The 19401-nt window shown below is 64.3% G+C and carries 20 protein-coding genes; 16 read left to right on the forward strand and 4 right to left on the reverse strand.

What is annotated here, in order from left to right; all coding sequences use genetic code 11:
* Positions 1 to 88 precede the first annotated feature (88 nt).
* The 4 genes from prpF to prpB all read right to left on the reverse strand — a co-directional run bounded on the left by prpF (position 89) and on the right by prpB (position 6284).
* Positions 89 to 1276, reverse strand: coding sequence for a 2-methylaconitate cis-trans isomerase PrpF (gene prpF / locus B9N72_RS08575; RefSeq protein ID WP_085275998.1), 1188 nt, complete (start codon positions 1274 to 1276; stop codon positions 89 to 91).
* 83 nt (positions 1277 to 1359) lie between these two features.
* Positions 1360 to 3972, reverse strand: coding sequence for a Fe/S-dependent 2-methylisocitrate dehydratase AcnD (gene acnD / locus B9N72_RS08580; RefSeq protein ID WP_085275999.1), 2613 nt, complete (start codon positions 3970 to 3972; stop codon positions 1360 to 1362).
* Positions 3973 to 4172: 200 nt separating this feature from the next.
* On the reverse strand, positions 4173 to 5321 hold the full coding sequence (gene prpC / locus B9N72_RS08585) for a bifunctional 2-methylcitrate synthase/citrate synthase (protein ID WP_085276000.1): 1149 nt from the start codon (positions 5319 to 5321) through the stop codon (positions 4173 to 4175).
* Between the two features lie 87 nt (positions 5322 to 5408).
* Positions 5409 to 6284: a methylisocitrate lyase gene (gene prpB, locus B9N72_RS08590; RefSeq protein WP_085276001.1), complete on the reverse strand. Its 876-nt coding sequence runs from the start codon at positions 6282 to 6284 to the stop codon at positions 5409 to 5411.
* A 369-nt stretch (positions 6285 to 6653) separates the two neighbouring features.
* Between prpB and rpoE the strand changes: the two genes are divergently transcribed.
* From rpoE to nagZ, 16 genes are all read left to right on the forward strand, one after another.
* Complete coding sequence (gene rpoE, locus B9N72_RS08595; protein WP_085276002.1) at positions 6654 to 7253, forward strand: RNA polymerase sigma factor RpoE; 600 nt, start codon at positions 6654 to 6656, stop codon at positions 7251 to 7253.
* A gap of 2 nt (positions 7254 to 7255) precedes the next feature.
* Positions 7256 to 7759 carry a sigma-E factor negative regulatory protein gene (locus tag B9N72_RS08600; protein WP_085276003.1) on the forward strand — a complete coding sequence of 168 codons (504 nt, stop codon included), beginning with the start codon at positions 7256 to 7258 and terminating at the stop codon, positions 7757 to 7759.
* Entirely contained in the window at positions 7759 to 8718 is a 960-nt protein-coding gene (locus B9N72_RS08605; protein ID WP_085276004.1) for a MucB/RseB C-terminal domain-containing protein, read from the forward strand. The genes B9N72_RS08600 and B9N72_RS08605 overlap by 1 nt, the downstream gene beginning before the upstream one ends.
* A gap of 8 nt (positions 8719 to 8726) precedes the next feature.
* On the forward strand, positions 8727 to 9194 hold the full coding sequence (locus tag B9N72_RS08610; protein ID WP_085276005.1) for a SoxR reducing system RseC family protein: 468 nt from the start codon (positions 8727 to 8729) through the stop codon (positions 9192 to 9194).
* On the forward strand, positions 9176 to 10600 hold the full coding sequence (locus B9N72_RS08615) for a DegQ family serine endoprotease (protein ID WP_085276006.1): 1425 nt from the start codon (positions 9176 to 9178) through the stop codon (positions 10598 to 10600). Before B9N72_RS08610 ends, B9N72_RS08615 begins: the two co-directional genes overlap by 19 nt.
* Entirely contained in the window at positions 10597 to 10836 is a 240-nt protein-coding gene (locus tag B9N72_RS08620) for a glutaredoxin family protein (RefSeq protein ID WP_085276007.1), read from the forward strand. Before B9N72_RS08615 ends, B9N72_RS08620 begins: the two co-directional genes overlap by 4 nt.
* Positions 10837 to 10899: 63 nt before the next feature.
* Positions 10900 to 12693 carry a translation elongation factor 4 gene (gene lepA, locus B9N72_RS08625; RefSeq protein WP_085276008.1) on the forward strand — a complete coding sequence of 598 codons (1794 nt, stop codon included), beginning with the start codon at positions 10900 to 10902 and terminating at the stop codon, positions 12691 to 12693.
* Positions 12694 to 13668 (forward strand): signal peptidase I, encoded by a 975-nt coding sequence (lepB, locus tag B9N72_RS08630; protein ID WP_085276009.1) that lies wholly within the window; start codon positions 12694 to 12696, stop codon positions 13666 to 13668.
* A 37-nt stretch (positions 13669 to 13705) separates the two neighbouring features.
* On the forward strand, positions 13706 to 14071 hold the full coding sequence (locus tag B9N72_RS08635; protein WP_085276010.1) for a DUF4845 domain-containing protein: 366 nt from the start codon (positions 13706 to 13708) through the stop codon (positions 14069 to 14071).
* Complete coding sequence (rnc, locus tag B9N72_RS08640; RefSeq protein ID WP_085276011.1) at positions 14068 to 14784, forward strand: ribonuclease III; 717 nt, start codon at positions 14068 to 14070, stop codon at positions 14782 to 14784. Before B9N72_RS08635 ends, rnc begins: the two co-directional genes overlap by 4 nt.
* Positions 14781 to 15671 carry a GTPase Era gene (era, locus tag B9N72_RS08645; protein ID WP_085276012.1) on the forward strand — a complete coding sequence of 297 codons (891 nt, stop codon included), beginning with the start codon at positions 14781 to 14783 and terminating at the stop codon, positions 15669 to 15671. The genes rnc and era overlap by 4 nt, the downstream gene beginning before the upstream one ends.
* Positions 15672 to 15673: 2 nt before the next feature.
* Positions 15674 to 16024, forward strand: coding sequence for an antibiotic biosynthesis monooxygenase family protein (locus tag B9N72_RS08650; protein WP_085276013.1), 351 nt, complete (start codon positions 15674 to 15676; stop codon positions 16022 to 16024).
* Positions 15981 to 16733 carry a DNA repair protein RecO gene (gene recO / locus B9N72_RS08655; protein WP_234985928.1) on the forward strand — a complete coding sequence of 251 codons (753 nt, stop codon included), beginning with the start codon at positions 15981 to 15983 and terminating at the stop codon, positions 16731 to 16733. Before B9N72_RS08650 ends, recO begins: the two co-directional genes overlap by 44 nt.
* 231 nt (positions 16734 to 16964) lie before the next feature.
* The gene (gene pdxJ / locus B9N72_RS08660; RefSeq protein WP_085276040.1) at positions 16965 to 17702 is read left to right on the forward strand and encodes a pyridoxine 5'-phosphate synthase; all 738 of its coding nucleotides are present in this window, start codon (positions 16965 to 16967) and stop codon (positions 17700 to 17702) included.
* Positions 17703 to 17714: 12 nt separating this feature from the next.
* On the forward strand, positions 17715 to 18128 hold the full coding sequence (gene acpS / locus B9N72_RS08665; protein ID WP_085276015.1) for a holo-ACP synthase: 414 nt from the start codon (positions 17715 to 17717) through the stop codon (positions 18126 to 18128).
* A 5-nt stretch (positions 18129 to 18133) separates the two neighbouring features.
* Positions 18134 to 19219 (forward strand): beta-N-acetylhexosaminidase, encoded by a 1086-nt coding sequence (gene nagZ, locus B9N72_RS08670; RefSeq protein ID WP_085276016.1) that lies wholly within the window; start codon positions 18134 to 18136, stop codon positions 19217 to 19219.
* The last annotated feature ends 182 nt before the right edge of the window (positions 19220 to 19401 follow it).

Raw genomic sequence — 19401 nt, forward strand, 5'->3', positions numbered from 1 at the left:
ATCATCCACCCGGCGTGCTTGGCCTGTGCCGGGTGGATCTGGCCGTCGTCGTTCTGCAGTTTAGCCCGTGGAACGCCTGCGTCAGCGCTTAGAATGCGTCGCCCGGCACGCGCACCCAGCCTTCCATCAGCACGCGCGCGCTGCGGCTCATGATGGCCTTGGTCACGGTCCACTCGCCGTTCACCCGCTCGGCCTCGGCGCCGACGCGCAGCGTACCCGAGGGGTGGCCGAAGCGCACCGCGCTGCGTTCGCCGCCGCCGGCGGCCAGGTTGACCAGTGTGCCGGGGATGGCGGCGGCGGTGCCGATGGCGACCGCGGCCGTGCCCATCATGGCGTGGTGCAGCTTGCCCATGGACAGCGCGCGTACCAGGAGGTCGACGTCGCCGGCCCTGATCTGTTTGCCGCTGGAGGCGGTGTAGTCCTGGGGCGGCGCCACGAAGGCGATCTTCGGGGTGTGCTGGCGCGTGGCGGCCTCTTCCGGGGTCTTGATCAGGCCCATGCGCAGCGCGCCGGCCACGCGGATGGCTTCGAACCGGGCCAGTGCGGTGGGGTCGGTATTGATGGCTTCACGCAGCTCGGTGCCGGTGTAGCCGATGTCGGCGGCGTTGACGAACACGGTGGGGATGCCGGCGGCGATCATGGTGGCCTTGAAGGTGCCGACGCCGGGTACGTCCAGATCGTCCACCAGATTGCCGGTGGGGAACATGCTGCCGCCCTCATCACCGTCGTCCGACGGGTCGAGGAATTCCAGCACGATCTCGGCGGCCGGGAAGGTCACGCCGTCCAGCTCGAAATCGCCGGTTTCCTGCACCTGGCGGTTTGTCACCGGGACGTGGGCGATGATGGTCTTCTGGATGTTGGCCTGCCAGATGCGCACCACGCACACGCCGTTGTCCGGAATGCGTGCCGGGTCGACCAGGCCGGCGTGGATGGCGAAGGCGCCGGCGGCGGTGGAGAGGTTGCCGCAGTTGCCGCTCCAGTCGACAAAGGCCTTGTCGATGGCGACCTGGCCGTACAGGTAGTCCACGTCGTGGCCGGGCTGCGTGCTCTTGGACAGGATCACGCACTTGCTGGTGCTGGAGGTGGCGCCGCCCATGCCGTCGATGTGGGCGGAGTAGGGGTCGGGGCTGCCGATCACGCGCATGAACAGCTTGTCGCGCGCCGGACCCGGCACCTGGCAGCGTTCCGGCAGGTCCTGCAGACGAAAGAACACGCCCTTGCTGGTGCCGCCGCGGATATAGGTGGCGGGAATCTTGATCTGGGGTTGGTGAGCCATGAGCTGATTATCCTGATGAGGCCGGGGTGGCGGTTCGGCCAACGTTACCCCTTGCCGGGGCAACGCTGGCCGTCTGCTGATGCTTACGCTACGGTCGAGGCTTCGAGGAAGTCCTGCGCGAAGCGCTGCAGCACGCCGCCGGCCTCGTAGATCGACACTTCTTCCGCGGTATCGAGGCGGCAGGTGACGGGCACCTCGACGCGTTCGCCGTTTTGGCGCTGGATCACCAGTGTGAGGTCGGCGCGCGGCTTGCGCTCGCCGATCACATCGAAGGTCTCGGTACCGTCGATGCCCAGGGTCTTGCGGTTCACGCCCGGCTTGAACTCCAGCGGCAAGACGCCCATGCCGATCAGGTTGGTGCGGTGGATGCGCTCGAAGCCCTCGGCCGCGATGGCTTCCACCCCGGCCAGACGCACGCCCTTGGCGGCCCAGTCGCGCGAGGAGCCTTGGCCGTAGTCGGCGCCGGCGATGATGATCAGGGGCTGCTTGCGCTCCATGTAGGTTTCGATGGCTTCCCACATGCGCATCACCTTGCCCTCCGGCTCGACGCGGGCCAGCGAGCCCTTCTTCACCTCGCCGTCCACCACGGCCATCTCGTTCACCAGCTGCGGGTTGGCGAAGGTGGCGCGCTGCGCGGTGAGGTGGTCGCCGCGATGGGTGGCGTAGGAGTTGAAGTCCTCTTCCGGCAGGCCCATTTTCGCCAGGTATTCGCCGGCGGCGCTGTTGGCCAGGATGGCGTTGGACGGCGACAGGTGGTCGGTGGTGATGTTGTCCGGCAGCACCGCCAGCGGACGCATGCCCTTGAGCGTGCGTGCGCCGGCCAGCGCGCCTTCCCAGTACGGCGGGCGGCGGATGTAGGTCGACTGCGGGCGCCAGTCGTAGAGCGGGCTCTTGGCTTCTTCCACGGTGCCCAGGTCGAACATCGGGATGTAGATCTGCTTGAACTGTTCCGGCTTCACGCAACGCGCCACGATGGCGTCGATTTCCTCGTCGCTCGGCCAAAGGTCTTTCAGGGTGATGGCCTTGCCGTCCTTGTCGTAGCCCAGTACGTCCTGCTCGATGTCGAAGCGCACGGTGCCGGCGATGGCGTAGGCCACCACCAGCGGTGGCGAGGCGAGGAAGGCCTGCTTGGCGTAGGGGTGGATGCGGCCGTCGAAGTTGCGGTTGCCGGACAGTACGGCGGTGGCGTACAGGTCGCGCGCGATGATTTCCTGCTGGATTTTCGGGTCCAGCGCGCCGGACATGCCGTTACAGGTGGTGCAGGCGTAGGCCACGATGCCGAAGCCCAGCTTTTCCAGCTCCGGCAGCAGGCCGGCTTCTTCCAGGTACAGCTTGGCCACCTTCGAGCCGGGCGCGAACGAGGTCTTCACCCACGGTTTGCGTACCAGGCCCAGGACATTGGCTTTTTTCGCCAGCAGAGCGGCGGCCACCACGTTGCGCGGGTTGGAGGTGTTGGTGCAGCTGGTGATGGCGGCGATGATCACCGCGCCATCCGGCAGCAGGCCCTGGGCTTCCTCGGCGCGGGCCGCCTGCAGCTTGGCCTCGTCGGCGATGCCGCGCTCGTGCAGGGCCGAGGTCGGCAGGCGCTTGTGCGGGTTGGACGGGCCGGCCATGTTGCGCACCACGCTGGAGAGGTCGAACTCCAGTACCCGTTCGTACTCGGCGCGGGCCAGGCTGTCGGCCCACAGGCCGGTGAGTTTGGCGTAGTTTTCCACCAGCGCCACCTGCTCCGGTTCGCGGCCGGTGAGCTTCAGGTAATCGATGGTCTGGTCGTCGATGTAGAACATCGCGGCGGTGGCGCCGTATTCCGGGCACATGTTGGAGATGGTGGCGCGGTCGCCGATACTCAGCTTGGCCGCGCCGTCACCGAAGAACTCCACCCAGGCGCCCACCACGCGCTCCTTGCGCAGGAACTCGGTCAGCGCCAGGACGATGTCGGTGGCAGTAATGCCGGGCTGGCGCTGGCCGGTGAGCTTCACCCCGACGATGTCCGGCAGGCGCATCATCGAGGCGCGGCCCAGCATCACGGTTTCCGCTTCCAGCCCGCCCACGCCGATGGCGATCACGCCCAGCGCGTCCACGTGCGGGGTGTGGCTGTCGGTGCCGACGCAGGTGTCGGGGAAGGCCACGCCGTCGCGTGCCTGGATCACCGGGGACATCTTCTCCAGGTTGATCTGGTGCATGATGCCGTTGCCCGCCGGGATCACGTCCACGTTCTTGAACGCGGTGCGCGTCCAGTCGATGAAGTGGAAGCGGTCTTCGTTGCGGCGGTCTTCAATGGCACGGTTTTTCTCGAACGCCTCCGGGTCGTAGCCGCCGCATTCCACTGCCAGCGAGTGATCCACGATGAGCTGGGTGGGGACCACCGGGTTCACCTTGGCCGGGTCGCCGCCTTTTTCGGCGATGGCGTCGCGCAGGCCGGCCAGGTCGACCAGTGCGGTCTGGCCCAGGATGTCGTGGCACACCACGCGTGCCGGGTACCAGGGGAAATCCAGATCGCGGCGACGTTCGATCAGCTGCTTGAGCGCGTCGGTCAGCAGCGCCGGGTCGCAGCGGCGCACCAGCTGTTCGGCCAGTACGCGCGAGGTATACGGCAGCGTGTCGTAGGCACCGGGCTGGATGGCGTCGACCGCGGAGCGCGTGTCGAAGTAATCCAGGGCCGTGCCGGGCAGGTGTTTGCGGTATGCGGTGTTCATGGTGTCGAGGCCCGAGGGTGATGTTCTGTGTCTGCGGGGCGGCTCGCCGGCCGCCTCCGTCCATGTTTCAGCCAGCCTGCCGACACAGCCGCGCCGGCAGGTGGTGGCGATCCGCCCCCGACATCTTCATCCGCCTTGGAAGCGGTCATGAGGATGCCGGCGCCGGGTGGGCTGCGGCCCACCCGGCTGGCGGGGGCGTGTCAGCGCTGAGCCAGCGGCACGAACGGCTGATCTTCCGGGCCGACGTAGTTGGCCGAAGGACGGATGATCTTGCCGTCGATGCGCTGTTCGACCACGTGCGCGCTCCAGCCGCTGGTGCGGGCGATCACGAACAGCGGGGTGAACATGGCGGTCGGCACGCCCATCATGTGGTAGCTCACGGCGGAGAACCAGTCCAGGTTGGGGAACATCTTCTTGATGTCCCACATCACGCTCTCCAGGCGCTCGGCGATGTCGAACATCTTGGTGTCGCCGGCGGCCACGGACAGCTCGCGCGCCACTTCCTTGATCACCTTGTTGCGCGGGTCGCTGATGGTGTACACCGGGTGGCCGAAGCCGATCACCACTTCCTTGCGCTCGACGCGGGCCTTGATGTCGATCTCGGCTTCGTCCGGGTTCTCGTAGCGCTTCTGCACTTCGAACGCCACCTCGTTGGCGCCGCCGTGTTTCGGGCCGCGCAGCGCACCGATGGCGCCGGTGATGGCGCTGTACATGTCCGAGCCGGTGCCGGCGATGACGCGGGCGGCGAAGGTCGAAGCGTTGAACTCATGCTCGGCGTACAGGTTGAGCGAGGTATGCATGGCGCGTACCCACTGCTCGGACGGCTTCTCGCCGTGCAGCAGATGCAGGAAGTGGCCGCCGATGGAGTCATCGTCGGTTTCCACCTCGATGCGCTTGCCGTTGTGGCTGAAGTGGTACCAGTAGAGCAGCATCGAACCCAGGCTGGCCATCAGGCGGTCGGCGATGTCGCGCGCGCCAGCCATGTTGTGGTCGTCCTTCTCCGGCAGGGCGCAACCCAGCGCCGAGACGCCGCTGCGCATCACGTCCATCGGGTGGGCGGCGGCGGGCAGCGCTTCCAGCACCGCCTTCACCGAGGCCGGCAGGCCGCGCAGGCTCTTGAGCTTCTTCTTGTAGCCGGTGAGTTCCGCCTGGTTCGGCAGCTTGCCGTGCACCAGCAGGAAGGCCACTTCTTCGAATTCACAGCGGGCGGCCAGATCGAGAATGTCGTAACCACGGTAATGCAGGTCGTTGCCGCTGCGGCCAACGGTGCACAGGGCGGTGTTGCCGGCGGCCACGCCGGAGAGGGCAACCGATTTCTTCGGCTTGGCGGTAAGTACGACTTCACTCATTTCCTTCTCCTCTAAATGTAACGGCAATGCGGGGCGGCCTGCGGCTTGTTGTCGGGCGTCTTCGGCCAACCTGATGTGGTCTGTGGTTTACTTTTCCTGGCTGAACAACGCGTCCAGCTTCTGCTCGTAAGCGTGGTAGCCCAGGTGGTCATAGAGCTCCATGCGCGTCTGCATCTTGTCGATCACGTTCTGCTGCGTGCCGTCCTGGCGGATCGCGCTGTACACCTCCAGGGCCGCCTTGCTCATGGCGCGGAACGCCGACAGCGGGTAGAGCACCAGGCTCACGCCGTTGGCGCCGAGTTCCTGCGTGGTGTAGAGCGGGGTGGAGCCGAACTCGGTGATGTTGGCCAGCACCGGCACCTTCACCGCCTCGGCAAAGCGCTTGTACATCGCCAGATCGGTCATCGCCTCGGGGAAGATCATGTCCGCACCGGCCTCGACGCAGGCCACGGCGCGCTCGATCGCGGCATCCAGGCCTTCCACGGCCAGCGCATCGGTGCGCGCCATGATCACGAAGCTGTCGTCACGGCGTGCATCCACCGCGGCCTTGACGCGGTCGACCATCTCGTCTTTCGCCACGATGGCCTTGTTGGGACGGTGGCCACAGCGCTTCTGCTGTACCTGGTCTTCGATGTGCACTGCGGCGGCACCGGCCTTTTCCAGGCTGCGGATGGCGCGGGCGATGTTGAACGCACCGCCCCAGCCGGTGTCGATGTCCACCAGCAGCGGCAGCTCGGTGGCGTCGGTGATGCGGCGCACGTCGATCAGCACGTCTTCCAGCGTGGTGATGCCAAGATCAGGAATGCCGCACGAGCAGGCCGCCACGCCGCCGCCGGACAGGTACAGCGCCTTGAAGCCGGCGTGCTCGGCCAGGCGGGCGGCGTAGGCATTGACGGCCCCCATCACCTGCAACGGTTTTTCCTGCTCCACGGCCTGTCTGAAACGGTTTCCCGGGGTGTGCATCGCGCGTTCTCCTTGCATCGTCATGGGGTGATGGATGAATTCTAGCAAGTGCTTGGTTGGCGTGTAAAGGGCGCCGGGCCCACAATGGCAAATCCCTTAAACAGAGGGTAGACGGTGACGCGGGCGGGTGCCGGACAAAACGACGCGCCGCCGCATTCTCCCCAACCGACGCGGCGTTGCCCTCGCAGGCGAGGCGGGTGCAACGCCTTGAGACGGGGTCTTTCGCCGTTTTCGTTTGGGGGTATCTCTGCTATGTTTCGCTCAGCACCACCAGTGGGAACTCATCACCCACCCTCTGGTCTAGACCGTGTCCACCATGTGAAATACACCAAATAAACCGGTGGGCAATTCAGGGAGCATTACAACGACATGAGTGATCGTGAAATCGATCAACAGTTGGTGGAGCGTGCACAGCGAGGTGAAAAAAGAGCGTTCGATCTACTTGTCAGCAAGTATCAGCGCCGTTTAGCTCGGCTGTTGTCGCGGTTTTTACGCGACAGCGCAGACATCGAAGACGTGACACAGGAGGCCTTCGTCAAGGCATACCGCGCCTTGCCGTCGTTTCGCGGCGAGAGTGCGTTCTATACCTGGCTATACCGGATCGGCATCAACACCGCCAAGAATTTCCTCAGTGCCAGCGGGCGACGCCCGGTCATCAACAGCGAAGTGGAAGACGAGGACGGCGAGAGTTTCGACATGGCGTCGCAGCTCCCCGACTTCAACACCCCCGAATCGGAGTTGATGAACAAGGAAATATTGACCACGGTGAATGCAGCGGTAGAGGCATTGCCTGAGGAACTGAGGACGGCGATTTCGCTGCGGGAAATGGATGGTCTGTCCTACGACGAAATCGCCAAGGTGATGAATTGTCCCATCGGAACGGTTCGTTCGCGCATCTTCCGGGCGCGCGAAGCAATCGCAACCGAGCTTAGGCCGCTGCTCGACACGGCCAAGAATAAAAGGTGGTAAGCATGAAAGAATCATTATCCGCACTGGTGGATAGCGAACTCGACGGACCAGAGGCCTCCAAGCTGATCAGTGCCGCCAGTACCGACGAGTCGTTGAAGGAAGCATGGGATGAGTATCACCTGATCGGTGATGCCATGCGCGCCTCCGGCCTGAACAGTATCAACGTGCGCCATCGCGTCGCGGCGCGCCTGGCCGAAGAGCCGACCGTGCTGGCGCCGCGGCGCTGGTTACGCCAGGGCAGCGTGCGCACGGTCGGCGCGGTGGCGCTGGCCGCGAGCATGAGCTTTGCCGCCGTGGTGGCGTGGCAGCAGCTGGCGGTCAACGACCACGGCGCCGCCATGGTCGCGGAGAAGGGGGTGCCGGTGCAGGTGGCTCAGCAGGTCGAGCCGGCCAACGGACCCATGGCGCGCGACAACGGCGCCGACCCTTATCTGCTGGCGCATCAGGAAATGGCCTCCGACCCTGATGTGGTGAAGGTCTCCCTGGGTAACGGAGTTCGCCATTGATGCGACTGAAGCACCTGACTGCCATTGTGTGTATTGCTCTGCCGGCATTGGCGCATGCCGCCGATGACTGGCAGACCCTCAAGAAATCCGCCCAGGCCAGCCGTAACCAGGTCTTGACCGGAACCTATCTGCACCAGATGAGCGGTGTGGTGGAAACGTTCCACATCGTGCGCGGTGCGGGAGCGGAGGGGGTGATCGAATTGCGCCAGTCGCTGGACGGCACGCCGCGCGAGATCGTCCGCAACGGCAGCGAGCTCACCGGTTACGGGCCGGACAAGAAGGCGCTGATGGCCGCCAAGGTTAGTGCCATGCGGCTCTTCCCGGCCTTGCTGCCGGACGACATGGCCGGCGTCGCCGAGTCCTACACGCTCCAGCGCCTCGCCGGCGATCGTGTCGCCCAGCGCGAATGCGACTGGCTCGAACTCAAGGCCAAGGACCGGGCACGCTACGGCCTGCGCCTGTGCCTCGATCGTGCCAGCCTGCTGCCGCTCAAGATCATGACGCTGTCGCCGACGCAGGAGCCGGTCGAGCAGTACATGTTCACCGAGCTCGACCTGGCGGCGCCGAAGGACCGCAACCAGTTCAAGCCGCATTACCCGCTCAGTCTTCCCATCCGCAACGCCAGCACCTCGGTGCCGCCGAGCGGAGCCGGAATGGACGGCGTGGAAGTCCGCGGTCTGCCCAGCGGCTTCCGCCTGATCCGTGCCCTGCAGCGCAGCCTGCCGGGGCAGGCTGAACATCCGGTGCGGCACCTGGTGTATACCGATGGCTTGGTCATGCTCTCGCTCTTCATCGAGCCAGCCACGGCTGAGCCGCGTGCCGAGCGCGTGAGCACGTTGTACGGTGCTGTGGCGATGGCCTCCGGCAGTCAGGGCGGCATGCAGCTCACGCTGGTGGGCGATCTGCCGGAAGCCAGCATGATGTCCTTGCTCAAATCGATTCGAGTCGTACAGAAATAACAAGAACGATGGTAGAAACGCAGGCCAGGGTGCTCGCCACCGAGCAGGCATTCGCCTTGGTGGAGCCCCGTCCCCATTCCTCGTGCCGCCGCTGCGATCCGGTCGCCGGCTGCCGCGCCCTGTCACTTTCCCGCACCATCGGTTCGACCGACCGCCGCGTGCGCGTCCACAATCCGTTGGGCGCCGAGGCTGGCGACTGGGTGCTGGTGTCGGTGCCGCAGCAACGCGTGTCGAAGGCGGCTTTCCTCGTGTGCCTCGTCCCGCCGGCGGGACTGGGCGTCGGGCTCTCGTTCGGCGCCGGCGCGAGCGAACCGGTGTCGCTGCTGGCCGGCGCGGCGTTGTTCGTTATCGGCCTGCATGCGGTGCGGCGCGAGTTCCGGCGTCGCCGGCGTTCGCCCCTGCTGCAGCCGACCATCACGGCCATCTATCCCTCAGAACCCTTGATGCTGGAGAAACCATGTCGGTCCAAAAACTGATTGCCTCTGCCATGCTGGCAGCTGTTGTCGTGTCGGGTCCGGTGTACGCCGCCGAGGCGCGCGTGCTGCCCGACTTCACCCAGATCGTCGAGCAGGAAGGCAAGGCCGTGGTCAACATCAGCACCACGCAGACGGTGCGCGAGACTATCAATGCCGTACCCGAGGAACTCAATGGCGATCCGTTCTTCGAGTTCTTCCGGCGCTTCGCCCCGCCGCCGCAGCAGCAGGAGCGCAAGGAGCGCTCGCTGGGCTCCGGGTTCATCGTGTCGGCAGACGGTTATGTCATGACCAACTCGCACGTAGTGGCGCGGGCCGACGAGATCACCGTCACGCTCGGTGACAAGCGCACCTTCAAGGCGCGCCTGATCGGTTCCGATGCGCGCACCGACGTCGCGCTGCTGAAGATCAATGCCAGCCACCTGCCGGTGGCGCATATCGGTTCTTCGGCCAACCTCAAGGTCGGGGAGTGGGTGCTGGCGATCGGCTCGCCGTTCGGCTTCGAAAACTCGGTCACCTCGGGCATCGTCTCCGCCAAGGGGCGCAGCCTGCCGGACGAGAACTACGTGCCGTTCATCCAGACCGACGCCGCGGTCAACCCCGGCAACTCCGGCGGTCCGCTGTTCAACCTGAAGGGCGAGGTGGTCGGCATCAACTCGCAAATCTATAGCCGCTCCGGCGGCTTCATGGGCATCTCCTTCGCCATCCCGATCGACGTGGCGGTCAAGGTGGCCGACCAGCTCAAGTCGGAAGGCAAGGTCAGCCGCGGCCGTATCGGCGTGGCCATCCAGGAGTTGAGCCCAGAGCTGGCTGCGTCGTTCGGGCTCGCCAGTGCCAATGGCGCCCTGATCAACTCGGTGGAAAAGGATGGACCGGCCGACAAGGCGGGTCTGCGGGCCGGGGATATCGTGCTCAAGATCGATGGTCAGCCCGTCGAATCGTCGGCCGACATGCCGCGTCTGATCGGTGCCATGCGTCCGGGCAAGCCGGTGGCGGTGGAAATCTGGCGCAATCGGGCGCGCCACGTCGTGACCGTGGTACTGGCCGAGCTCAAGGACGAGGCGCCAAGCATCGCCGAGCGCGAATTCCGCCAGCCGCAGAAACCGGCCGAGCCGCAGGGGGAAAACCTGTCTGCCATCGGCTTGTCTCTGGTCGAGCTGACGCCGGCGCAACTCAAGCGTCTCGGTATCGATTACGGCCTCCTGGTGCGCAAGGTGTCCGGCCCGGCTGAACGCGTCGGCATGGCGGCGGGGGACGTCATTATCGGCGTGGGCAGCGAGCCCCTGAAGAACCCTCGCCAACTGCGCGAAGCGCTCAACGCCGAGCGCAAGGGCGGCAAGGTGGCCCTGCAGGTGCTGCGCCGAGGCGTGACGCTGTTCGTTCCGTTGACTGTGGAGGAGGGCAAATGAGGCTGACGCTGTACTTCCGCGAGTATTGCAGCCTGTGTCACCAGATGCTGGCTGAACTCCAGCCGTGGCAGCAAAAGCACGGCTTTGCGCTCGACGTGATCGACGTCGACGCCGACCCGGTGCTGGAGGAGCGCTTCAACGAACTGGTGCCGGTATTGATGGATGGCGAGTACGAAATCTGCCATTACCATCTGGATACTCAGCGGCTGGCTGCACATCTTGGCGAAATCGGCTAAAATCCGCGCCAGTGTGAGTTGTCAAGGGCACGCCAGCGTGCCCTTAATTTTTGCTGGATACCGATGAAACATATTCGAAATTTCTCGATCATTGCCCATATCGACCACGGCAAATCGACCCTGGCCGACCGTTTTATCCAGTTCTGCGGCGGCCTGGAAATGCGCGAAATGAGCGCGCAGGTACTCGACTCGATGGATATCGAGAAAGAGCGCGGCATCACCATCAAGGCGCAGACCGCGGCACTGCAGTACAAGGCGCGCGACGGCCAGGTCTACAACCTGAACCTGATCGACACCCCGGGACACGTCGACTTCAGCTATGAAGTCAGCCGCTCGCTGTCCGCCTGCGAAGGTGCGCTCCTGGTGGTCGACGCCTCGCAGGGCGTCGAGGCGCAGACCGTGGCCAACTGCTACACCGCCATCGAGCTGGGGGTGGAAGTGGTCCCTGTGCTCAACAAGATCGACCTGCCGGCCGCCGAGCCCGAGCGCGTCAGCCAGGAGATCGAGGACATCATCGGCATCGAAGCTATCGACGCGGTGCGTGCATCGGCCAAGTCCGGCATCGGCATCGAAGACATCCTGGAAACCGTGATCAGCAAGATCCCGCCGCCGCAGGGCAATCCGGACGGTCCGCTCAAGGCGCTGATTGTCGACTCGTGGTTCGACAACTACGTCGGCGTGGTGATGCTGGTGCGCGTCATCGACGGCTCGCTCAAGCCGAAGGACAAGATCAAGTTCATGGCCACCGGCGCCGAGCATCTGTGCGAGCAGGTCGGCGTGTTCACGCCGAAGTCGCTGCAGCGCCCGAGCCTGAACGCCGGCGAAGTGGGCTTCGTCATCGCCGGCATCAAGGAGCTGAAGTCGGCCAAGGTCGGCGATACCATCACGCTGGTCAACAACCCGGCCAGCGAGGCGCTGCCCGGCTTCAAGGAAGTCCAGTCGCAGGTGTTCGCCGGCCTCTACCCGGTCGAGTCGCACGACTACGACTCGCTGCGCGACGCGCTAGAGAAGCTGCAACTGAACGACGCCTCGCTCAAGTTCGAGCCGGAAGTGTCGCAGGCGCTAGGCTTCGGCTTCCGCTGCGGTTTCCTCGGCCTGCTGCACCTGGAAATCGTGCAGGAACGCCTCGAGCGCGAGTTCGACATGGACCTCATCACCACTGCGCCGACCGTGGTGTACGAGGTGCTGATGAAAGACGGTACGCTGATCGAGGTGGAGAACCCGTCCAAGCTGCCGGACCTGTCCAAGATCGACGAAATCCGCGAGCCGATCATCACGTCGACCATCCTGGTGCCGCAGGACTACGTCGGCGCGGTGATGACGCTGTGCAACCAGAAGCGCGGCGTGCAGCGCAACATGCAGTACATGGGCCGCCAGGTGATGCTGACCTACGACCTGCCGATGAACGAAGTGGTGATGGACTTCTTCGACAAGCTCAAGTCCACTAGCCGCGGCTACGCCTCGCTGGACTACGAGTTCAAGGAATTCCAGGCCGCCGACCTGGTCAAGCTCGACATCTTGGTCAACAGTGAGAAGGTCGACGCGCTGTCCCTGATCGTGCATCGCGCCACCAGCCAGTACCGCGGCCGCGAACTGGCCTCGAAGATGCGCGAGCTGATTCCGCGCCAGATGTTCGACATCGCCGTACAGGCCGCCATCGGCAGCCACATCATTGCGCGCGAGACCATCAAGGCGCTGCGCAAGAACGTGCTGGCCAAGTGCTACGGCGGTGACATCACCCGTAAGAAAAAGCTGCTGGAAAAACAAAAAGCCGGCAAAAAGCGCATGAAGCAGGTGGGCAACGTGGAAATTCCGCAGGAAGCCTTCCTCGCCATTCTTCAAGTGGGAGACAAGTAAGTGGGGGCCAATCTGTTCTGGGTGTTCGTGGTCGTGGCCGCCATCGGCCTGATGCTGATCGTCTTCAGCGGCGGCAGGCGAGAAGCGGCCGCCAAGGACTGGCCGGCCCCGATCCAGTGGGGCTACCTGGCGCTGGTGGTCGGCGGCTTCGGCATTCTATCCAGCGCCATGAGCTTCACCGCTGTGATGCTGGTGTTCGTGCTGATCACCGGTGTGGTGTGGGGGCTCGACAAGCTGCTGCTGGCCAAGAAGAGGATGGCCGAAGGGCGCGAGGTAGGGCATTTCGTCGACTACGCGCGCGGCTTCTTCCCGGTCATCTTCGTGGTGTTCGTGCTGCGTTCCTTCCTGGTCGAGCCGTTCCAGATTCCTTCCAGCTCGATGCGGCCGGGGCTGGTGGTCGGCGACTTCATCCTGGTCAACAAATTCTCCTACGGCATCCGCGTGCCTGTGTTGAATAACGTGCTGATCCCGGTCAACAAGGTGGAGCGTGGCGATGTGGTGGTGTTCAACTTTCCGCCGCAGCCCAGCGTCAACTACATCAAGCGCGTGATCGGCCTGCCCGGCGATACGGTGGAATACCGAAACAAGCGCTTGTCGGTCAACGGCAAGCCGGTTCCGGACGAGAAGGACGGCACCTACGAATACCTGGAACAGGGACTGGCGATGATCCATAACGACCAGTTCCACGAAACGCTGGGCAACAAGCGCTTCAAGGTGTTGAATATTCCCGAGGCCCCGACGCTGAGCCTGAGCCAGGTGAGCGACTTCCCCTTCCGCGACCGTTGTGTCTATGATGACAACGGCTTTGCCTGCCGCGTGCCGGAAGGCCACTACTTCATGATGGGCGACAATCGCGACAACAGCCTGGATGGCCGTTATTGGGGTTTCGTCGCCGACAAGCTGCTGGTGGGCAAGGCGTTCCTGGTATGGATGAACTTCAACGATCTGTCACGAATCGGCCATACGATTCGATGATGGGTGTCCGACTTTGACAAGCAAGGGGGAGGGGACAATGCAACGAGCTCAACGCGGGATTACGATCATTTCCACATTGCTGCTGATGGTGTTCATCGGCGGCATCGTCCTGCTCGGCTTCAAGGTGATCCCGGTCTACGCGGAATACTCTGCGGTCAAACAGGCGGTGCGGGATGTGGCAGGTGAAACCTCGGCCAGCGAGTACCAGATTCGCAAAGACTTCAATACCAAGGCCGACGTGGCCGATATCAGTTCGATCCGCGGTCAGAATCTTGAGGTGGTTGCGGGCGCGGGTGTGGTGCATGTCCGCGCCGCCTATCGCCGCGAGGTCCCCTTGTTCGCCAATATTGGCCTGACGTTTGACTTTGAAACCGAAGCGGGCAAAACCGATTCTTCCCAATGACCGTATCACAGACTGAAGTAAAGTTCGGCCGCCTGTCGGCTGCGTTGGGCTATCGTTTCACTCGGCCGGAGCTGCTGCGCCAGGCATTGACGCACCGCAGTTTCGGCTCGCCCAATAACGAGCGTTTCGAATTCATCGGCGACAGCATTCTCAACTATACCGTGGCACGCATGCTGTTCGACCGCTTCCCGCGCCTGAGCGAGGGTGAGCTGTCGCGCTTGCGTGCCAACCTGGTCAACCAGAGCTCTCTGGCCGAGATCGCCCAGGGGTTGGGCCTGGGGGATTACCTGTACCTGGGCGAAGGCGAGCTGAAGAGCGGCGGATTCAACCGCCCCTCCATTCTGGCCGATGCCCTGGAAGCGACCTTCGCCGCTGTCAGCTTCGACACCGACTTCGCCGCGGCCGAGAACGTGGTGCGCCGCCTGTACGAGCAACGGGTGAGTGCGATCGATCCGACCAAGCACGCCAAGGATGCCAAGACCAGGCTGCAGGAAGCCTTGCAGGCCAGAAAGCTGGCGCTGCCGAAATACCGTATCCTCTCCCAGAGCGGAGAGGCTCATGAACAATGGTTCAAGGTGGAGTGCGACCTCGGCGAGCTGGCGGTGATCGTCACCGGCGAGGGCGGCAGCCGTCGCGCCGCCGAACAGCAATCGGCCGAAGCCGCGCTGGAACACCTTGAACAGAAACTGCCTTCGGGCAAGAAACGCGCATGACAGACATCCCATTCCACTGCGGCTTCGTCGCCATCGTCGGTCGTCCCAACGTCGGCAAGTCGACGTTGATGAACCACCTGATCGGCCAGAAGGTCAGCATCACCTCGAAGAAGGCGCAAACCACGCGCCACCGCGTCAACGGCATCCACACCGAAGACACCGCCCAGTTCGTGTTCGTCGATACCCCGGGTTTCCAGACCTTCCACAAGGGTGCGCTCAACGAGGTGCTCAACCGCAGCGTGAAGGAAACGCTGTCGGACGTGGATTGCGTGCTATTCGTGATCGAGGCCATGCGTTGGACCGGTGCCGACAAGGAGCTGTTGCCACTCCTGCCCAAGCACACCCCGGTGATGCTGGTGATCAACAAGCTCGACAAGGCCAAGGACAAACAGGCGCTGATGGAATTCATCGAGACCGTGAAGGCCGACTTTGCCTTCGCCGACGTCGAGGTGGTCAGCGCCAAGCATGGTCAGCGTCTGGTCGAACTGCTCGACAAGGTGCGACCGCGCCTGCCGGAATCGATGCCGCTCTACCCCGAGGACATGGTGACCGACAAGAGCGAACGTTTCCTCGCCGCCGAAATCGTGCGCGAGAAGCTGTTCCGCTACCTGGGTGAGGAACTGCCGTATTCGATGAACGTGGAGGTCGAGCAGTTCGAACTCGACGGTGCCTTGCGCCGCATCCACATCGCCGTGCTGGTCGACAAGGAAGGCCAGAAAGGCATCCTGATCGGCAAGGGCGGCGAGAAGCTGAAGAAGATTTCGACCGAAGCCCGCCTCGACATGGAAAAGCTGTTCGACGGCAAGGTCTACCTGGAGGTCTGGGTCAAGGTCAAGAGCGGTTGGGCCGACGACGTGCGCTTCCTCAAGGAATTCGGCCTCCACTGATCATGTCCGATTCTCTGCCGCTCCCGCCCTATTGGACCGTGATCTTTTCCTCGCAGCGCAGCGAGGCGGAGCAGGGCTACGCCGAGATGGCCGAGCGTATGTTGCGGCTGGCTCGGGTGCAGCCTGGCTTTCTCGGCATGGAAAGCGCGCGGGACGAAAACGGTTTCGGCATTACCGTGTCTTATTGGGATAGCGTGGAGGCGATCGCCGCCTGGCGTCATCATGCGGAACACATGGTGGCGCAGCGCCTTGGGCGTGAGGTGTGGTATCAGGCCTTTTCGCTGAAGGTGGCCCGTGTCGAGCGGGCGCATGATTTTCCGAACCCGACGCCGCATGAGCCAGGGCCGGGTTGACCGCCAGCCGGCCTACGTGCTGCACGCCCAGCCGTACCGGGAAACCAGCCTGCTGCTCGACGTGCTGACGCGCGAGCATGGGCGCATCGCGCTGGTGGCGCGCGGTGCGCGCCGGCCCCGTTCCGACCTGCGCGGCGTGCTGTTGCCATTCCAGCCTCTGCTCCTGGCTTGGTTCGGCAAGAACGAAGTGCGCACCTTGCACACCGCCGATTGGCAGGGCGGGGTGCCGCAACTGTCGGGCTTGCCGCTGGTGTGCGGGTTTTATCTGAATGAATTGTTGATCAAGCTGACTGCGCGCGACGACCCGCATCCGGAAACCTTCGCGGTTTACGCCGAGGCGGTACGTGGACTGGCGTCGGGCGGCTTGCTGTCGTCGGTGTTGCGGCGTTTCGAGCTGGGCCTGGTGCGCACGCTGGGCTACGCGCCTGCCTTCGATGTCGACAGCAACGGGCGCGAAGTGGAGCCCGACGTGCCCTATCTGTGTGGGCCCGAGCAGGCGCTGCAGCGCTGGCAGGGCGAACCGGTGCCGGCGCAGCAGCAGGTAATCGAGGGCCGGACTCTGCTGGCGATGGCTGGTGGCGATTTTTCCGAGCTCTCCACGCGGCGCGAGGCGCGCCGTCTGATGAGACTTTTTCTGGGGCAGCTTCTGGGGGTGCAGTCGTTGGCGACCCGCGAGCTGCTGCAATCAATCAGTGCCCTCGGCGACTGATTCCGGACGGCATTAGAAACGAAAACGAGAAGGTCCGCGCGTGGGCCCGCCGAGAGCGCCGCTATCGTGGCATGCGTTCGCGAGCGGATTTCTGCAGGGCAATAGGGCGCGGGGCAAATTAAGGGTTTGTCCCGCTGTGTTGGGTCCGCACGCCGGGCGCGACATGTTGCAGCAAAATGATCGTTTCTAACTGACTGGAATGGGACCGAGCGGGGGCGATGGAGTGAGATGATGATTCTGTTGGGCGTGAATATCGACCATGTGGCCACCCTGCGCCAGGCGCGAGGCACCCGTTATCCGAGTCCGATCGAAGCGGCGCTGGTGGCCGAGACGGCCGGCGCAGACCTGATTACCCTGCATCTGCGCGAAGACCGCCGCCATATTCAGGATGCCGACGTGGTGGCAATGCGTCAGGTGATCAAGACGCGCATGAATCTGGAGATGGCCCTGACCGAGGAGATGCTGGCCAATGCCTTGCGGGTCAAGCCGGAGGATGTCTGCCTGGTGCCGGAAAAGCGCGAGGAGATCACCACCGAAGGTGGGCTCGACGTGATCCGCCACTTCGACCAGGTGCGCGACTACACTCAGGCTCTCACCGAGGCCGGTATCCGCGTGTCGCTGTTCATCGACCCGGACAACCAGCAGATTGAAGCGGCACGCGATGCCGGTGCTCGCGTCATCGAGCTGCATACCGGGGCCTACGCCGACGCCGCGCATCAGGCGGAACGCGAGCGTGAACTCACGCGGGTGCGCGAGGCGGCGGTGTTTGCCGCGCACCTGGATTTTGTGGTCAACGCCGGGCATGGCCTGTCGTATCACAATGTGAAGCCGGTGGCGGCGATTCCTGAAATTGCCGAACTCAACATCGGTCACGCCATCGTCAGCCAGGCGCTGTTCGTCGGCTTCCCTGAGGCGGTACGCTCGATGAAGGCGCTGATGATCGAAGGCCGGCGTGACGCCCACCAATAAGCGACCACTACCATGATCTACGGCATCGGCACCGACATCGTCGCCGTCGCGCGCATGCAGGCCCTGCTGGACCGCTGGGGAGACAAGGCCGGGCGGCGCATCCTGGCCCCGTCCGAGCGGGCCGCCTTTGCCGCCAGCCGTGATCCGGCGCGCCTGCTGGCCAAGCGCTTCGCCGTCAAGGAAGCGGCATCGAAAGCCTTGGGGACCGGCATCCGCGCGCCGGTGCTGCTCACCGCTATCGCCGTCGATCACGATGCCCTGGGCAAGCCGCTGCTGGTCTTCAGTCCCGAGTTGCAGTGCTTCGCCGAAAGCCGTGGCGTGGTCGGCAGCCATCTTTCCATCAGCGACGAGCGCGACCACGCGCTCGCCTTTGTCGTGCTGGAGGGCATGCCTTCGGCCAACCCTCCAGTCATCTTGCAGGCCTGATTCCTATGCACAGTACCGTATCCCTCCCGCGCGGCCCCGTGATGGTGGACGTGGCGGGTTTCGCTCTGACCGATGCCGAGCGCACGCGGCTTTGCCATCCACTGGTCGGCGGGGTGATCCTGTTTCGGCGCAATTTTCAGAACATCGAGCAACTCAAGGCGCTGACCGCTGAAATCCGCGCGCTGCGCTCCCCTCATTTGCTGATCGCCGTGGACCATGAAGGGGGGCGGGTGCAGCGCTTCCTCGACGGTTTCACGCGCCTGCCGCCAATGCGCGTGCTGGGCGAAGCCTGGCAGCACGACCCGCAACAAGCGGAGAGCCTGGCCGAAACCGTGGGCTACGTGCTGGCGGCGGAACTGCGTGCCTGCGGTGTCGACCTGTCGTTCACCCCGGTGCTGGACCTCGACTGGGGACGTTGCGCCGTGATCGGCAACCGCAGCTTCAGCCGCGACCCCGAGGTGGTGTCCGCCCTGGCGCTGGCGCTGCAGCGCGGCTTGAAAAAGGGCGGCATGGCCACCTGCGGCAAGCATTTTCCTGGCCACGGCTACGTCGAGGGCGACAGCCATCACGTCATCCCGGTCGATGTGCGCAGCCTGGACGAGCTGATGGCCGACGACATCAAACCCTTCGTGCGTCTTTCCGCTGCCGGCCTGACTTCGGTGATGCCGGCGCACGTGGTCTACCCGCAGGTGGACAACCAGCCGGCCGGTTTCTCGCACATCTGGCTGCAGGACATCTTACGTCGCCAGGTCGGTTTCGACGGGGTGATCTTCTCCGACGACCTGTGCATGGAAGGCGCAGCTGGCGCCGGCGGCATCGCCGAGCGCGCTCGTGCTGCCTTTGCGGCCGGCTGCGACATGGCTCTGGTATGCAACCGCCCGGACCTCGCCGACGAACTGCTCGGCACGCTCGCTGATCCGGCCATTGCCGGACTGGCGGAGCGGCTGGCGCGCATGGAAGGACAGGGCGGGCAGGCCGAGTGGGAAAAGACGATGGACAGCGCCGACTTTGCCGCCGAGCGGGCTATCGTGGCGCGCCTCGCGATGCCGCCGGATGCGCTGAAGGGGCCGGCAGTGGGCGAGGCCAGTTGAGCCTATCTCATTAGGCGGCTGCGCCTTCGCATCTTGAGTGCCAGCGGACTGCGTGCGAATCTCGTTTAGAGATTCGCTCAGCGATGCGGAATCCTCATGTACTCCGTGTACATTCCGGTTCCTGTGCTCCGGTGGCACGCAACCTGCTTTGGCTCGCTCGCCTACTGAAACAGACTCCTAGT

The organism is Pseudogulbenkiania subflava DSM 22618, from assembly GCF_900177275.1.
Lineage (GTDB): Bacteria > Pseudomonadota > Gammaproteobacteria > Burkholderiales > Chromobacteriaceae > Pseudogulbenkiania > Pseudogulbenkiania subflava.

What these genes read in the sequence shown, in the direction of transcription:
- prpF (WP_085275998.1), bottom strand. Translation starts at nt 1,276, where the DNA reads ATGGCTCACCAACCCCAGATCAAGATTCCCGCCACCTATATCCGCGGC.
- acnD (WP_085275999.1), bottom strand. Translation starts at nt 3,972, where the DNA reads ATGAACACCGCATACCGCAAACACCTGCCCGGCACGGCCCTGGATTAC.
- prpC (WP_085276000.1), bottom strand. Translation starts at nt 5,321, where the DNA reads ATGAGTGAAGTCGTACTTACCGCCAAGCCGAAGAAATCGGTTGCCCTC.
- prpB (WP_085276001.1), bottom strand. Translation starts at nt 6,284, where the DNA reads ATGCACACCCCGGGAAACCGTTTCAGACAGGCCGTGGAGCAGGAAAAA.
- rpoE (WP_085276002.1), top strand. Translation starts at nt 6,654, where the DNA reads ATGAGTGATCGTGAAATCGATCAACAGTTGGTGGAGCGTGCACAGCGA.
- B9N72_RS08600 (WP_085276003.1), top strand. Translation starts at nt 7,256, where the DNA reads ATGAAAGAATCATTATCCGCACTGGTGGATAGCGAACTCGACGGACCA.
- B9N72_RS08605 (WP_085276004.1), top strand. Translation starts at nt 7,759, where the DNA reads ATGCGACTGAAGCACCTGACTGCCATTGTGTGTATTGCTCTGCCGGCA.
- B9N72_RS08610 (WP_085276005.1), top strand. Translation starts at nt 8,727, where the DNA reads ATGGTAGAAACGCAGGCCAGGGTGCTCGCCACCGAGCAGGCATTCGCC.
- B9N72_RS08615 (WP_085276006.1), top strand. Translation starts at nt 9,176, where the DNA reads ATGTCGGTCCAAAAACTGATTGCCTCTGCCATGCTGGCAGCTGTTGTC.
- B9N72_RS08620 (WP_085276007.1), top strand. Translation starts at nt 10,597, where the DNA reads ATGAGGCTGACGCTGTACTTCCGCGAGTATTGCAGCCTGTGTCACCAG.
- lepA (WP_085276008.1), top strand. Translation starts at nt 10,900, where the DNA reads ATGAAACATATTCGAAATTTCTCGATCATTGCCCATATCGACCACGGC.
- B9N72_RS08635 (WP_085276010.1), top strand. Translation starts at nt 13,706, where the DNA reads ATGCAACGAGCTCAACGCGGGATTACGATCATTTCCACATTGCTGCTG.
- rnc (WP_085276011.1), top strand. Translation starts at nt 14,068, where the DNA reads ATGACCGTATCACAGACTGAAGTAAAGTTCGGCCGCCTGTCGGCTGCG.
- era (WP_085276012.1), top strand. Translation starts at nt 14,781, where the DNA reads ATGACAGACATCCCATTCCACTGCGGCTTCGTCGCCATCGTCGGTCGT.
- B9N72_RS08650 (WP_085276013.1), top strand. Translation starts at nt 15,674, where the DNA reads ATGTCCGATTCTCTGCCGCTCCCGCCCTATTGGACCGTGATCTTTTCC.
- recO (WP_234985928.1), top strand. Translation starts at nt 15,981, where the DNA reads ATGATTTTCCGAACCCGACGCCGCATGAGCCAGGGCCGGGTTGACCGC.
- pdxJ (WP_085276040.1), top strand. Translation starts at nt 16,965, where the DNA reads ATGATTCTGTTGGGCGTGAATATCGACCATGTGGCCACCCTGCGCCAG.
- acpS (WP_085276015.1), top strand. Translation starts at nt 17,715, where the DNA reads ATGATCTACGGCATCGGCACCGACATCGTCGCCGTCGCGCGCATGCAG.
- nagZ (WP_085276016.1), top strand. Translation starts at nt 18,134, where the DNA reads ATGCACAGTACCGTATCCCTCCCGCGCGGCCCCGTGATGGTGGACGTG.